Annotated in this window: 15 protein-coding genes; 6 read left to right on the forward strand and 9 right to left on the reverse strand. The window is 61.1% G+C overall.

Features of this window, described 5'->3' with window-relative positions:
* Window positions 1–4: 4 nt before the first annotated feature.
* The 4 genes from KW829_RS18360 to KW829_RS18375 all read right to left on the reverse strand — a co-directional run bounded on the left by KW829_RS18360 (window position 5) and on the right by KW829_RS18375 (window position 1,635).
* Window positions 5–385, reverse strand: coding sequence for a response regulator transcription factor (locus KW829_RS18360; RefSeq protein ID WP_218308771.1), 381 nt, complete (start codon window positions 383–385; stop codon window positions 5–7).
* Between the two features lie 23 nt (window positions 386–408).
* Window positions 409–669: a XapX domain-containing protein gene (locus KW829_RS18365; protein WP_218308772.1), complete on the reverse strand. Its 261-nt coding sequence runs from the start codon at window positions 667–669 to the stop codon at window positions 409–411.
* Window positions 666–887, reverse strand: a complete 222-nt coding sequence (locus KW829_RS18370) for a DUF1427 family protein (protein WP_023618601.1) — start codon at window positions 885–887, stop codon at window positions 666–668. The genes KW829_RS18365 and KW829_RS18370 overlap by 4 nt, the downstream gene beginning before the upstream one ends.
* A 61-nt stretch (window positions 888–948) precedes the next feature.
* Window positions 949–1,635, reverse strand: a complete 687-nt coding sequence (locus tag KW829_RS18375) for a hydrolase (RefSeq protein ID WP_008501349.1) — start codon at window positions 1,633–1,635, stop codon at window positions 949–951.
* Window positions 1,636–1,854: 219 nt separating this feature from the next.
* Between KW829_RS18375 and KW829_RS18380 the strand changes: the two genes are divergently transcribed.
* From KW829_RS18380 to KW829_RS18395, 4 genes are read left to right on the forward strand one after another with little or no spacing between them, the layout of a single operon-like run.
* Window positions 1,855–3,726 (forward strand): amidohydrolase, encoded by a 1,872-nt coding sequence (locus KW829_RS18380; protein ID WP_218308773.1) that lies wholly within the window; start codon window positions 1,855–1,857, stop codon window positions 3,724–3,726.
* Window positions 3,726–4,133, forward strand: coding sequence for a DoxX family protein (locus KW829_RS18385; RefSeq protein WP_218308774.1), 408 nt, complete (start codon window positions 3,726–3,728; stop codon window positions 4,131–4,133). Before KW829_RS18380 ends, KW829_RS18385 begins: the two co-directional genes overlap by 1 nt.
* Window positions 4,130–5,749 carry an MFS transporter gene (locus tag KW829_RS18390; protein ID WP_218308775.1) on the forward strand — a complete coding sequence of 540 codons (1,620 nt, stop codon included), beginning with the start codon at window positions 4,130–4,132 and terminating at the stop codon, window positions 5,747–5,749. Before KW829_RS18385 ends, KW829_RS18390 begins: the two co-directional genes overlap by 4 nt.
* 30 nt (window positions 5,750–5,779) lie before the next feature.
* On the forward strand, window positions 5,780–6,601 hold the full coding sequence (locus KW829_RS18395; RefSeq protein ID WP_014830493.1) for an alpha/beta fold hydrolase: 822 nt from the start codon (window positions 5,780–5,782) through the stop codon (window positions 6,599–6,601).
* A gap of 41 nt (window positions 6,602–6,642) precedes the next feature.
* On the opposite strand, the gene KW829_RS18400 is transcribed toward KW829_RS18395, so the two are convergent.
* Entirely contained in the window at window positions 6,643–8,037 is a 1,395-nt protein-coding gene (locus KW829_RS18400; RefSeq protein ID WP_202761196.1) for an MFS transporter, read from the reverse strand.
* Between the two features lie 50 nt (window positions 8,038–8,087).
* Entirely contained in the window at window positions 8,088–9,176 is a 1,089-nt protein-coding gene (locus KW829_RS18405) for a cellulase family glycosylhydrolase (RefSeq protein ID WP_218308776.1), read from the reverse strand.
* A 185-nt stretch (window positions 9,177–9,361) separates the two neighbouring features.
* On the opposite strand from KW829_RS18405, the gene KW829_RS18410 reads away from it, so the two are divergent.
* Window positions 9,362–10,369: a LacI family DNA-binding transcriptional regulator gene (locus tag KW829_RS18410; protein ID WP_061099382.1), complete on the forward strand. Its 1,008-nt coding sequence runs from the start codon at window positions 9,362–9,364 to the stop codon at window positions 10,367–10,369.
* Here the strand turns inward: KW829_RS18410 and fosA are convergent.
* Complete coding sequence (gene fosA / locus KW829_RS18415) at window positions 10,355–10,780, reverse strand: FosA/FosA2 family fosfomycin resistance glutathione transferase (protein ID WP_218308777.1); 426 nt, start codon at window positions 10,778–10,780, stop codon at window positions 10,355–10,357. The two genes, KW829_RS18410 and fosA, sit on opposite strands and share 15 nt — an antisense overlap.
* Window positions 10,781–10,979: 199 nt before the next feature.
* Here fosA and trpS point away from each other — a divergent pair, with 199 nt between their 5' ends.
* Window positions 10,980–11,981 carry a tryptophan--tRNA ligase gene (gene trpS / locus KW829_RS18420; RefSeq protein ID WP_218308778.1) on the forward strand — a complete coding sequence of 334 codons (1,002 nt, stop codon included), beginning with the start codon at window positions 10,980–10,982 and terminating at the stop codon, window positions 11,979–11,981.
* Window positions 11,982–12,067: 86 nt separating this feature from the next.
* On the opposite strand, the gene KW829_RS18425 is transcribed toward trpS, so the two are convergent.
* Window positions 12,068–12,331, reverse strand: a complete 264-nt coding sequence (locus KW829_RS18425) for a hypothetical protein (protein WP_218308779.1) — start codon at window positions 12,329–12,331, stop codon at window positions 12,068–12,070.
* The gene (locus tag KW829_RS18430) at window positions 12,306–12,836 is read right to left on the reverse strand and encodes a DUF2778 domain-containing protein (protein ID WP_063428676.1); all 531 of its coding nucleotides are present in this window, start codon (window positions 12,834–12,836) and stop codon (window positions 12,306–12,308) included. Before KW829_RS18430 ends, KW829_RS18425 begins: the two co-directional genes overlap by 26 nt.
* Window positions 12,837–12,908 lie beyond the last annotated feature (72 nt).

Here is a 12,908-nt window from a genome sequence, read left to right on the forward strand (position 1 = left end):
ATCCTTATTGTCGGCGGGCCAGCTCCCGCTGAATATGATCCAGCAGAATATCGATGTTAATGGGCTTACGCAAAAATGCAGCGGCGCCCAGACCGAGAGCGTACCGCTGCATATTTTCATCAGCATGACCGGAGATAAAGATCACGGGCGGAGGCGGTACGGCCAGCAGCCGCAGCTTTTCAAACAGCTCCAGGCCGCTCATGCCCCGCAGCTTGATATCGGCGATCACCAGCGCCGCGCCGGACAGGGCGAGCGGATGGCTAAGAAACACCTCTGCCGAATCAAACGTATCGGCGGCATAGCCTTCCGACTCCAGGAGATTACTCAGCCCGCTGCGGACGGATCGTTCGTCATCAATGATGGCAATGCGCCACGGCAGCGTCATGCTGTCTTTCCTCTCACAAATCATTAAACGTCGCGATCGTCCTTCGTGGGCGCAGGGGGCGCCGTGCCGCTGATTTTCGGCACGCATTCGTGACGAAACCAGGCGAGGGTAAGCGGTTCGCGACTCAGTAAACGCCGTCCCACCGGAATGAGCTGTTCGCCCACCAGCATGCCAAACAGGCCAAGCAGGGCAACAACCGGCGGCGCCGGGGAATGGACGTCGAGCAGGGCGTAAATTACCCCAGCAACCACGCCGCACACCAGCGAAATTATCCATGCTTTCATGACGACGCTCCCGTCTGCGAGTTGGCCTGCGGAACGGTTACCTGAGGAGGGGGCGCGCCGTCGCGGGATAACAGATGCCGCGTCGCCTGTTCACCTGCCAGCATCCCCAGCAGGCCAATCAGCGCCAGCGCGGGCGGTGCGGGAGAGCGCACCTTCAGTACGGCATACATCAGGCCAATCAACACGCCTGCGGCAAGGGATATCAGCCCAGTACTCATTGTGAACTCCAGAGAAAGAGGCAGCGGCGAGCCGGATGAGGGACCAGCCCGCCAGCGGGGCTTAGCGAGCCGGAACCGGCGCTAAGGTGCGGTGCTCGCTCTTCTGGCGAGACGGCGCTTTGTGCACCATGGTGTAGGCGTAATCCACGCCCATGCCGTACGCGCCGGAGTGCTCGCGCACGATATCCATCACCGCGGTGTAGGTCTCTTTACGCGCCCAATCGCGCTGCCACTCCAGCATCACCTGCTGCCAGGTCACCGGGATCACGCCCGCCTGGATCATACGCTGCATCGCGTAGTCGTGGGCTTCTTTGGAGGTGCCGCCAGACGCGTCCGCCACCATATAAATTTCGTAATCGCCTTCCAGCATCGCGCACAGGGCGAAGCTGTTGTTGCACACTTCTGTCCACAGGCCGGCAACCACCACCTTCTTCTTGCCGTTGGCCTTCAGCGCGTCGCGCACCTTCTGGTCGTCCCAGGAGTTCATGGAGGTACGCTCCAGAATGTCCTGGCCCGGGAACACGTCCAGCAGCTCAGGATAGGTGTTACCGGAGAAGCTTTCGGTCTCAACGGTGGTGATGATGGTCGGGATGTTGAACACCTTAGCCGCTTTCGCCAGCGCCACGGTGTTGTTTTTCAGCACCTGGCGGTCAATAGACTGCACGCCAAACGCCATCTGTGGCTGGTGATCGATAAAGATGATCTGACAGTTCGCAGGGGTTAACACTTCGAGCTTTGAAGAGGTCATAGCATTTTCCAGTGGTTAAGGGTGAAATCGCCGCGAGCGCCGCGACGATAAAGTCACCCTCATCCTGCGGTTTTCCGTCCCTGCGCGTAATTATCTCTTCGTATAGTTAACCTTAGGTATAGTTATACTTTGGTATACCTATCCTATTGTATAACTGGATCTTTGCCGAAACCGGTTCCCATAATCCTGACCATTCCCCCTCTCAGTCAGGAGCAGTTTATGGTTACCCTCGGTAAAGCCGATCTCATTCTGGTTAACGGCCAGTTTCACACCGTCGATCGCGAGAACCCCGTCGCGGAAGCCGTTGCCGTGCGCGACGGAAAATTTCTGGAAGTGGGTACCGTCGCCGAGGTGATGCAACACCACTGCGACGCCACCTTAGTGGTGGACTTAAAAGGCCACACCGCCATCCCCGGCCTGAACGACTCGCACCTGCACCTGATTCGCGGCGGGCTGAACTACAACCTCGAGCTGCGCTGGGAGGGCGTGCCGTCCCTGGCCGACGCCCTGCGGATGCTGAAAGAGCAGGCCCTGCGCACGCCGTCGCCCCAGTGGGTGCGCGTGGTGGGCGGCTGGACCGAGTTTCAGTTTGCCGAGCGCCGCATGCCGACCCTCGACGAAATTAACGACGCCGCGCCGGACACCCCGGTCTTTATCCTGCACCTGTACGACCGCGCCCTGCTCAACCGCGCCGCGCTGAAGGTGGTCGGCTACACCAAAGACACGCCAAACCCGCCGGGCGGGGAGATCCAGCGCGACGCCAACGGCAACCCGACCGGGATGCTGATTGCCCGTCCGAACGCCATGATCCTCTACGCCACGCTGGCCAAAGGGCCGAAGCTGCCGCTGGAGCAGCAGGTCAACTCCACGCGCCAGTTCATGCGCGAGCTGAACCGCCTGGGGCTGACCAGCGCCATCGACGCGGGCGGCGGCTTCCAGAACTACCCGGAAGATTACGAGGTGATCGCCGAGCTGCACGAGAAAAAGCAGATGACCATCCGCATCGCCTACAACCTGTTTACCCAGCGTCCGGGCCACGAGCTGGAAGACTTTGAAAAATGGACCGACATGCTCACGCCGGGCCAGGGCAGCGATTTCTTCCGCCACAACGGCGCGGGCGAGATGCTGGTCTTCTCCGCCGCCGATTTTGAAGACTTCCTCGAACCGCGCCCGGACCTCGCGCCGGGCATGGAGGACGAGCTGGAGCGCGTGGTGCGCCACCTGGTGGAGCACCGCTGGCCGTTCCGTCTGCACGCCACCTACAACGAATCCATCAGCCGCATGCTGGACGTGTTCGAGAAGGTGAACAGGGACATTCCGTTCAACGGCTTGCACTGGTTCTTCGACCACGCTGAAACTGTTACCCAGGCCAACATCGACCGCATCAAAGAACTGGGCGGCGGCATTGCCGTCCAGCACCGCATGGCCTTCCAGGGCGAATACTTCGCCGAGCGTTACGGCATCGAAGCCACCCGCCATACGCCGCCGGTGGCGAAAATGCTCGAGACCGGCGTGCCGGTAGGCTTAGGGACGGACGCCACCCGCGTGGCGAGCTACAACCCGTGGACCGCGCTCTACTGGCTGGTCTCCGGCCGCACCGTCGGCGGGATGCAGATGTACGACCACAGCGCCCGTCTGGACCGCGATACCGCCCTGATGCTCTGGACCCAGGGCAGCGCGTGGTTCTCCAGCGAGCAGAATCAGAAGGGGCAGATCAAGGTCGGCCAGCTCGCCGATCTGGCGGTGCTGAGCAAAGACTTCTTCCGCGTGCCGGAAGAGGAGATCAAGGGCATCGAGTCCGTCCTGACGGTGGTAAACGGCGACATCGTCTACGCCGCAGGCAGCTTTGGCCCGCTTTCACCGCCTGCCATTCCGGTCCTGCCCGAGTGGTCCCCGGTGGTGAAGGTGCCGGGCCACTACCGCAGCGCGCCGCCGCAGGCTGCACGCGTCGGCATGAGTGTGGTCCACCACTGCAGCGGCCCGTGCGGGGTTCACAGCCATCAGCATGATTTCGCCCGCACCTCAGAGATGCCGGTGTCCGACGATAACGCTTTCTGGGGGGCGCTGGGCTGCAGCTGCTTTGCATTCTGATGAAAAACACCGTTACCCCGCCCCGGGTCGACCTGGGGCTGTTCTTCCTGCGCATCACCGGCAGCCTGCTGCTGCTGTACGTGCACGGCCTGCCGAAGGTGCTGCACTTCAGCGAAGAGCTGACGCGCATTGAAGATCCGTTCGGCCTCGGGCCTTACGCCAGCCTGATCCCGGCAATTGTCGCCGAGGTGATTTGCCCGCTGTTTATCATCGCGGGGGTTTACACCCGCCTGGCGTGCCTGCCGATTATCGCCGTGCTGCTGGTGGCGATGCTGGCGGTCCACCCGAACTGGTCGATTGCCGAAGGGCAGTTTGGCTGGCTGCTGCTGATTATCTTCACCACCCTTGCCTTCACCGGGCCGGGCCAGTGGCGGCTGCAGCGTAAGGCAACGGAGAGGTTCGCATGACCCAGGTTAACGACGTTCGCGACGCCCACGTCGAGACGACGTCCGCACCGACGGTTTCGCCCTGGCAGCCGCTGAGCCAGCCGGTGTTCCGCATGCTGTGGATCGCCACGGTGGTCTCTAACGTCGGCTCATGGATGAGCGACGTCGGCATCAACTGGAGCATGCTGACCCTGAGCGCCGATCCTCTGGATATCGCGCTGGTACAGGCGGCCAGCAGCCTGCCGATGTTCCTCTTCGCCCTGCCGTCCGGGGTGATGGCGGACATCGTCGACCGACGTAAATACCTGCTCTTCTCCCAGCTGTGGGTGTTCATCGCCGCCGCCGGGCTGACGGTGCTCTCCTTCACCGGACACGTCACCCCCACCGTTCTGCTGGTGGCGACGTTTCTGCTGAGCGTGGGCGCGGCGATGAGCTCGCCGCCGTTCCAGGCCGTGGTGCCCGATCTGGTGAGCAAGCCCGAGCTGGGCGCCGCCGTGGCGCTCAACTCGCTCGGGGTGAACATCAGCCGGGCGATTGGCCCCGCTCTGGGTGGTTTCCTGCTCTCGCTCGCCGGGCCGTGGATGGTGTTTGCCCTGAACGCGCTCTCCGTGGTCGGCGTGGCGTGGGTGCTGTGGCGCTGGCGTCCGGCCCCGTCCATACAGCGCCTGCCGCCGGAGCACTTCTTCTCTGCGGTGCGCTCCGGGATTCGCTACGTGCACGCCGCGCCGGTACTGCGCAACGTGCTGGTGCGCACCGTGGCCTTCTTCGTTTTCGGCAGCGCGGGCTGGGCCCTGCTGCCGCTGGTGGCGCGCCGCGAGCTGGGCTTAGGCCCGGCGGGCTACGGCGTGATGCTGGCGTGCATTGGTCTGGGGGCGATTGCCGGGGCCATCCTGCTGCCGCGTCTGCGCCAGCGGCTGAACGCCGACCGCCTGATGGTGGCCGCCAGCCTGACGTTTGCTCTCACCATGCTGGCGCTGGCGTTCGTACGCCACTTCTGGCTGCTCAACCTGTTTGAGTTTTTCACCGGCTTCGCGTGGATTGCGGTGCTGTCGACCCTCAACCTCGGCGCGCAGCGCAGCGCCGCCCGTTGGGTGAAGGCCCGCGCGCTGGCGGTTTACCTGACGGTGTTCTTCGGCTCGATGACCACGGGCAGCGCCATCTGGGGGCAGATCGCGTCGCAGTTCGGCACCCCGACCTCGCTGGTGGTCGCCACGCTGGGGATGGTGCTGGCGAGCGCGACGGTGTTCCGCTGGAAGCTGGGCAAAGATCCTGACCTGAACCTCGACCTGAGCGGCCAGCCGCTGGACGGCGTGGAGATTGACCTGCCGAACGAGCGCGGTCCGGTACTGGTGTCGCACGAGTACATCATCGACCCGCAGAACACCAAGGCCTTCCTCGAGGCGGTCCACGAGCTGCGCCGTGTGCGCCGCCGCGCCGGGGCGATGAGCTGGGCGGTATACGAAGATATCGAGCGTCCCGGCCTGTTTATCGAGACCTTCCTGATGGGCTCGTGGATTGAGCATCTGCGCCAGCAGGAGCGCCACACCATGAATGACCTCCTGCTGCAGAGCCGCGTTCTGGCTTTTCATCAGGGCACAACATCACCGGCAATTCGCTACCTGGTCGCGCCGGTATAACCATAATCATCACCTGCACAGGAACACACTATGGCAACGTTTAAGGCAAAAGACGGCACGCAGATTTACTACAAAGATTGCGGCGCGGGCAAACCGGTTCTCTTCAGCCACGGCTGGCCACTGGACGGCGACATGTGGGACAGCCAGCTGAACTACCTGGCCGAGCGCGGCTTCCGCGCCATCGCCTTTGACCGTCGCGGGTTTGGCCGCTCGGATCAGCCGTGGAACGGCTACGACTACGACACCTTTGCGTCCGACATCAACGACCTGATTACCACCCTGGACCTGCAGGACGTGACGCTGGTGGGCTTCTCCATGGGCGGCGGCGACGTGACGCGCTACATTAACAACTACGGCAGCGCGCGCGTCGCCGGTCTGGCGCTGCTGGGCGCGGTGACGCCGATCTTCGGCAAATCCGATACCTTCCCGCAGGGTGTGGATCAGAGCGTATTCGACGGCATTCGCGACGGGCTGCGTAAAGATCGCGCCCAGTTCATCAGCGATTTCGCGACGCCGTTCTACGGCATCAACGCCGGGCAGACCGTCTCTGCCGGTGCCCTGACCCAGACCCTGAACATCGCCCTGCTGGCGTCGCTAAAAGGCACCATCGACTGCGTGACCGCGTTCGGCGAAACCGACTTCCGCCCGGATATGGCGAAAATCGACGTGCCGACGCTGGTGATCCACGGCAGCAACGACCAGATCGTGCCGTTTGAAAGCACTGGCAAGCTGGCGGCAGAGATGATCAAAAACGCCACGCTGAAGGTGTACGACAACGCGCCGCACGGCTTCGCGCTGACCCACCAGGACCAGCTCAACGAAGATCTGCTGGCGTTTGTGAAGTCGCTGTAATGCTTTAAATGCGAAGCCTGATGGCGCTTCGCTTATCAGGCCTACAAGGGCTGGTCCTGTAGGCCGGGTAAGGCGCAGCCGCCACCCGGCGCTTTCGCAGACGCGTTCCGCTCCGCCAGCAGCCGACAAATCTCGGCATGCTTCTCCTCGGTGAAGGTAAAGCGCGACATAAACACGATTCGGATCAGCGACCCAATCGCCGGCAGCAGGCAAATCCCGAAGAACAGCCCCGACAGCACGCCCTCGCTCTGGATTTGCGCCTGCGGCACGTAGCCGATCATCGTCAGAAACACGCCGATTAACCCGCCGCCCACCGCCACCGACATCTTGCCGGTAAAGGTCTGCCCGGAGAAGGTGATCGCCGCGCAGCGCTTGTGGGTGTGGTACTCCGCGTACTCGATGGTGTCGGCAATCATCGACGAGGTGAGGATGTTGGTCATCATCACGAACAGCGTGCTCAGGCCGAGCAGAATAAACAGCATCGTCACCTGCTGATACCCGACAAACCACATCACCACGCGCACCGCTACGTCCAGCCCGCAGAGGATCATAAACAGCTTTCGCTTCTGCATCCGGCGCGTCAGCATCGGCGCGACCAGGCACAGCACCGCCGCCACAATTCCCATCACGCCAATCGCCATCTGCAGGCTGCCGTCGCCCAGGTTGTTGATAAAGAAGTAGATATACAGCCCGCCCGCCACGTTGTGAAACACGCAGAAGAAGAACGACAGCAGGACGATAAACAGCGGCTTGTTCTGGCGCAGGTTGTGGAAGGTGTCGCGGATGGTCACCTTCTCCGGGCTCGGCGGCACGCGCTCTTTGATCTGCATAAAGCCGTTGAGCATCAGCGGCAGGCCCACCAGCATCATCACCAGCGCCGCCATAAAGTAGCCTTTATCGTTGCTGTACTGGGCGAAGAACGCCGCCAGCTTCGGGAAGAAGATATTGGCGCAGGCAATCCCCGCGTTCACCCCGAGCATCGCCGCCGTCACCGCGCGGGTGCGCTGGGCGGAGTCGTTGGTCATCACCGACGACATCGACCAGAACGGGATATCGGAGATGGCGTACAGCGTCCCCCACAGGATGTAGGTCACCCCGGCGTAGAGGATTTTGGTGGTCATGTCCGCTTCGATTTTATAGAACGACAGCAGCGTGACGCCGGTGATCAGCAGCGGGGCGATCAGCAAAAAGTGGCGAAACTTGCCGAACCGGCTGTTAATGGTATCCATAATGCTGGCAAACAGCGGATCGTGAACCGCGTCCCACGCTCGGGCAATCAGGAAGATGGTGCTCGCCGCCAGCGCCGAGATCCCCAGCACGTCGGTGTAAAAATAGTTAATAAACGAACCCACTAAACCAAAGCTAAAACACTGACCTAATCCATAACCAAAATAAGACCACAGCTCGCGAGACGGTATTTTCATTGTCGTTGCCATTGATATATGCCTGCCTGGTTGCCCGGCGGTCGGCCGCCGGGTCGATATTATTAGCCTTGTGCCTTCGGGGCGATCTTGCGCAGCTGCTGCATCAGGGCGATTTCACGGCGCGAGAACGGAATGCCGTTCTCCTCGAACACGTCGTGGAACCAGAGGCGGCAGTAGTCCGTGGACTCCTTCATCACCACCGGCCACGGCAGCCACGTCTGGGTTTTGCCGCGCACCAGCCCCCACTGGTACGGCGCGACCTTCGCCGCGTACATCAGCGGGAGCTGCTCTTCAATGGTGCTGCCCACGTGGCGCGCCAGCCATTCGGTGCAGAACAGCGGGCGGCCGAGCTGTTGCAGCTGCTGGGTAATCGCCGTCATGCGCCCGGTGTGGGTGTAGGCGTGGAAGCTCACCACGTCCGAGAGCGCCAGCGCGGTCTGGTCCAGCGGATGCTGAAAGAACGTCTCGCCTTCCTCTTCCGGCGGCAGGCGCCACGCGCAGACGGTGAGCGGCTGGGTCGGATCTTCTTCACGCACCCACTTGAACGCCAGCTTCATTAACTCGTGAGCGCAGGTCTCCAGCTTCGCGTCGTACTGCACCTCCTGCGTGCCCGTCGCGAAAATGCCGCGGTTGCCCGGCTCGTTGTAGAGATCCCACAGCAGCACGCGCTTATCGTCGCGGAACTGGCGAACAACGTCGCGGATATAGCGTTCAATGTCTGCCCAGCAGTCGGGATCGCACACCTTATCGCGCCCCGGGCTCGCCGCCGCCTGGCTGTTGTGCTTGCCCGGCACCGGCGGCTTTTGCGGGCCAAGGTACGGCTCGTCGCCGGAGAAACCGCAGTCGTCCATCAGGGTCAGCATGGTGCTGAAGCCGCGGCCGTCGGCAATCGTCAAAAACCGGTCGATGCGCGCCATCAGCCCGTCGCGGTCGTGCTCCCAGACGATAAACGGCAGGTTGATGCGCAGGGTGTTATAGCCCGCCTCCGCCGCCCAGCCCAGCTCGCGCTCGATGGTTGCGGCATCGAAGGTTTCCTTCTGCCAGATATCGGTCCAGTTCACCGCCGTCGACGGCAGATAGTTAAACCCGCACAGCCAGCCTTTTTGCTGATACCACGCCTGTGCCTGCTCCCTGCTCCACTGCTCTTTCATTACGCGTCCTCTTACTGATAATATTTAGCTAATAAATATTAGTTGCGGGATAAATGCGCAAATCACGGCGTTGAGAAAAGCGATGCCCCTCACAAAGTTCACGCTTCGATGAATGAGAAACGTGATCGACGGCGCTAAAGCGTGCGGTTAGGGTATGATGCGAAGTCGCGAAAGGGAGAGGACGGATGAAGCGAAAAACGAAAGTGACGATGAACGATATTGCGCGGGCTGCGGGCGTGTCGCAGGCGACGGTATCGCTGGTGCTTAACCAGTCCCGCAACATCAAGCTCAGCGACGACACCCGCCAGCGGGTGATTAATGTGGCTACCGAGCTCGGCTATGACCGCCTCCCCGCCGTACACGCCCCGCGCAACCAGGAAGAGATCGCCCTGCTGGTGAGCTCCATGCAGAGCTTCGACCCGTTTATCGACGCCATCAGCCAGGCGCGGGAAGCGGCGTGGCGCAACGAGACGTTGCTCACCGTGTACGACTACGGCGACGATATCGAGCTGGCGCTGAACATCATCCGCCAACTGGAGAAGCGTAACTGCATTGGGATTATTCTCGCGTCTCCGGTCACCACGCTGGTGGACATGACGGCCTTCCAGGACTGCACCCGCATCCCGCTGGTGCTGCTCAACCAGCGCGACCCCGGCTCGCCGCTGCTGCCGTCGTTTATCCCGGACGACTACGCCAACGCTTTCCAGGTGACTAAACACCTCATCGCCTGCGGGGCCACGCGCATCGCCCACATCACCGGCGAGAGCTGGATGGAGGCCTCCCGCCAGCGTCTGGCAGGCTACCGGGCGGCGCTGCAGCAGGCCGGACTCGCGTGCGACGACGGCCTGGTGCGCCAGACCAACTGGCAGTTCAGCGAGTCCTTTACCGCCACCACCTCCCTGCTGGAACTGGCCGAGCGCCCGGACGCCATCTTCTGCGCCAGCGACTGGCTGGCGATTGGCTGCTATCAGGCGCTGGCGGTGAACGGCGTGCGCATCCCGCAGGACATGCTGCTGGCGGGCTACGACGACCAGAAGATTTCCGAGCAGCTCACCCCGCCGCTGACCAGTATCCAGCTACCCTACAGCGAGCTGGGACGGCTGGCGGTGGAGTACCTGTGCAATCAGGAAGATGCCGCCACGCACGTGACGCTGGCGGGCAGGCTGAAGGTACGCGCCTCAAGCCTCGTCTGAGCTAAACACCATGCCCGCATAGGGCTTCTCGCGACACGCCGCCAGCCGCGCGGCGAGGCTGCCCACGTGCAGCTCCAGCTTGTGCCCGTCCGGGTCGAGAAAATAGAACGACGCCCCCTCGCTTTTGTTCTGCTTCCAGACGGTGACGCCCGCCTGCTCCAGCCTGTGCGAGAACGGCTCAAAATCCTCTTCCGCGACGGTAAACGCGTAGTGGGTGTAGTCGCTCTCCTGCGGCGGCACATACTGGCGCGCCTCGTCGTACGACAGGCAGACCCACAGATCGCCACAGGAGAGATAGGCCCCGGTATTCCAGCGGGCGTGCAGCGCAAGCCCCAGCAGCTCGTGCCAGAAGGTGACGCTTTTTTGCAGGTCGCTGACCGCGAAGGTCAGGTGGTTGAGTGATTGCAGCATGACGTGCCCTTTTGTTTTTCGCGCCGGACGTGATACGGTAAAGAGATGAACATAAACCACGCCGTGCTCACCGTAAACCGCTGGTGGCTGCCTTCTTAAAGGCGGCACGGAGTAGTTTTCCCCATTTTCAGATAGCCGCCGAAAGGCGGCTTTCACATTTCCAAGACCCCTTTCGGCATTACAACGTTAAGGAGTCTTTATGAACCCGCAAACCATCCTCACCGGCGACCGCCCAACCGGCCCGCTGCACCTCGGCCACTTCGTCGGATCGCTGCGCCAGCGCGTGGCGCTCCAGCACACCCACAACCAGTTTGTGCTGATTGCCGACCTGCAGGGGCTGACCGACAACGGCAGCAACCCGCAGAAAATTCGCGACAACATCCCCGAAGTGCTGGCCGACTACCTCGCCGCCGGCATCGACCCGAACCTGACCACTATCTGCCTGCAGTCCGCCCTGCCCGCCCTCGCCGAGCTGACGATGCTGTATATGAACATCGTCACCGTCGCCCGCGTGGAGCGTAACCCGACGGTGAAAAACGAGATTGCGCAGAAGGGCTTCGCCCGCTCGCTGCCGGTCGGGTTTATGGCCTACCCCATCAGCCAGGCGGCGGACATCACCGCGTTTAAGGCCGAGTGCGTGCCCGTCGGCGACGACCAGCTGCCGATGATTGAGCAGACCAACGAGATTGTGCACAAGATGAACAGCCTGCTGCCCGACCCGGTGCTGCGCCACTGTAAGGCGATGCTGAGCGACACCAGCCGCCTGCCCGGCATCGACGGCAGCGCCAAGATGTCGAAATCGCTCGGCAACACGCTGCACCTTTCGGCCAGCGAAGAGACGATCCACCGTGCGGTCAGCGCCATGTACACCGATCCGAACCACCTGAAGGTGAGCGACCCGGGGCAGATTGAGGGGAACGTGGTGTTTACGTATCTCGACGCGCTTCATCCTGATAAGGAGAAAGTGGCGGCAATGAAGGCGCATTATCAGGCGGGCGGACTGGGGGATCGGGTTTGTAAGAACGAGCTGGAGGCGTGCTTGCAGGAGCTGATTGCGCCGATGCGGGAGCGTCGGGCGATGTATATGCAGGATAAAGGCGAGCTGATGGCGATGCTGAAGCGCGGGACGGAACGGGCGCAGGGGGTGACGCAGGCGACGTTGATGGAGGTGAAAGTTGGGCTGGGGGTGCCGGTGTTTTGATGAGGTGAGTTGATTGAGGTTGGGCGGAGGAGTGTGGGATTGGCATGACGCCGCTTAATTGTTTTAGAAAGCGGCTATGAAATATTTCATCCCTGCTTCAGGTTGCATATCTTTCTGATGATGCTCATCAGTAATACGGTAACGACGACCATCATCCCCCCCAACACCCACAGGAATGATGGGTCTGCTTCACCATCAGCAAACCCCAAACCGGTGCGATTTAAAAAATCATTGCTGGCTTGAGATAAGTAATCGAGCAAGCCTCCCAGAGGAAACAGGACGATAAAGAAGGAAGCAATGAGGCATGCCAGACCAATCAGGATATTATTTTTTAACTTTGCATGAAGCATAATCAGCCCTGCCTGTCACATCAATACGTCCATATGCCATCAACCCTTTACCACCAGGAACACGAATCTTCTTACGTGCAAGCAAAGATTGTCTGACCAGTTGAAAATCAGGGATATTATAGAACGTTATGCATCCCCACGACTCTCCCTCGCCATTCGGCCTCAATGGATGAAGTCGAAATGAGCCTCTGTCGACCCCATTCACAAATACGTTATCAGCCATGGTCGATGCATTAAACAAGCCGAACCATTCAGAATGATCGGTCCCGTTCTTGAAGTCTTTTACAAACCGCTCGACCCGATTAGCAATACTGCCTTCCGGTGCATCAACGATCCAGTACGTACCCACTGGTAACGCAGCATTCCTGATAAAGGCGCACTCAGCAATATTGGTTACAGGTTCAATCCCTGAAAAAACGGGAAACGTCCCAACGCCATAAACGTGTAGTTTCAGCCTTCTTCCATCTACGGAGACATCGTTGTAATCCATCCTACAAATCTGCATAGCAATCCTCCCTGTTGCTTTGCGGAGAATGTTACAACCGATTTATTGGGTGCACCAGCGTAGACAGATAAT

It is taken from the genome of Enterobacter sp. ENT02 (genome assembly GCF_019219165.1).
GTDB classification, from domain to species: Bacteria; Pseudomonadota; Gammaproteobacteria; order Enterobacterales; family Enterobacteriaceae; genus Enterobacter; species Enterobacter mori.

What these genes read in the sequence shown, in the direction of transcription:
- KW829_RS18365 (WP_218308772.1), bottom strand. Translation starts at nt 669, where the DNA reads ATGAAAGCATGGATAATTTCGCTGGTGTGCGGCGTGGTTGCTGGGGTA.
- KW829_RS18370 (WP_023618601.1), bottom strand. Translation starts at nt 887, where the DNA reads ATGAGTACTGGGCTGATATCCCTTGCCGCAGGCGTGTTGATTGGCCTG.
- KW829_RS18375 (WP_008501349.1), bottom strand. Translation starts at nt 1,635, where the DNA reads ATGACCTCTTCAAAGCTCGAAGTGTTAACCCCTGCGAACTGTCAGATC.
- KW829_RS18400 (WP_202761196.1), bottom strand. Translation starts at nt 8,037, where the DNA reads ATGGCAACGACAATGAAAATACCGTCTCGCGAGCTGTGGTCTTATTTT.
- KW829_RS18425 (WP_218308779.1), bottom strand. Translation starts at nt 12,331, where the DNA reads ATGCTTCATGCAAAGTTAAAAAATAATATCCTGATTGGTCTGGCATGC.
- fosA (WP_218308777.1), bottom strand. Translation starts at nt 10,780, where the DNA reads ATGCTGCAATCACTCAACCACCTGACCTTCGCGGTCAGCGACCTGCAA.
- KW829_RS18380 (WP_218308773.1), top strand. Translation starts at nt 1,855, where the DNA reads ATGGTTACCCTCGGTAAAGCCGATCTCATTCTGGTTAACGGCCAGTTT.
- KW829_RS18405 (WP_218308776.1), bottom strand. Translation starts at nt 9,176, where the DNA reads ATGAAAGAGCAGTGGAGCAGGGAGCAGGCACAGGCGTGGTATCAGCAA.
- KW829_RS18410 (WP_061099382.1), top strand. Translation starts at nt 9,362, where the DNA reads ATGAAGCGAAAAACGAAAGTGACGATGAACGATATTGCGCGGGCTGCG.
- KW829_RS18385 (WP_218308774.1), top strand. Translation starts at nt 3,726, where the DNA reads ATGAAAAACACCGTTACCCCGCCCCGGGTCGACCTGGGGCTGTTCTTC.
- KW829_RS18390 (WP_218308775.1), top strand. Translation starts at nt 4,130, where the DNA reads ATGACCCAGGTTAACGACGTTCGCGACGCCCACGTCGAGACGACGTCC.
- KW829_RS18360 (WP_218308771.1), bottom strand. Translation starts at nt 385, where the DNA reads ATGACGCTGCCGTGGCGCATTGCCATCATTGATGACGAACGATCCGTC.
- KW829_RS18395 (WP_014830493.1), top strand. Translation starts at nt 5,780, where the DNA reads ATGGCAACGTTTAAGGCAAAAGACGGCACGCAGATTTACTACAAAGAT.
- trpS (WP_218308778.1), top strand. Translation starts at nt 10,980, where the DNA reads ATGAACCCGCAAACCATCCTCACCGGCGACCGCCCAACCGGCCCGCTG.
- KW829_RS18430 (WP_063428676.1), bottom strand. Translation starts at nt 12,836, where the DNA reads ATGCAGATTTGTAGGATGGATTACAACGATGTCTCCGTAGATGGAAGA.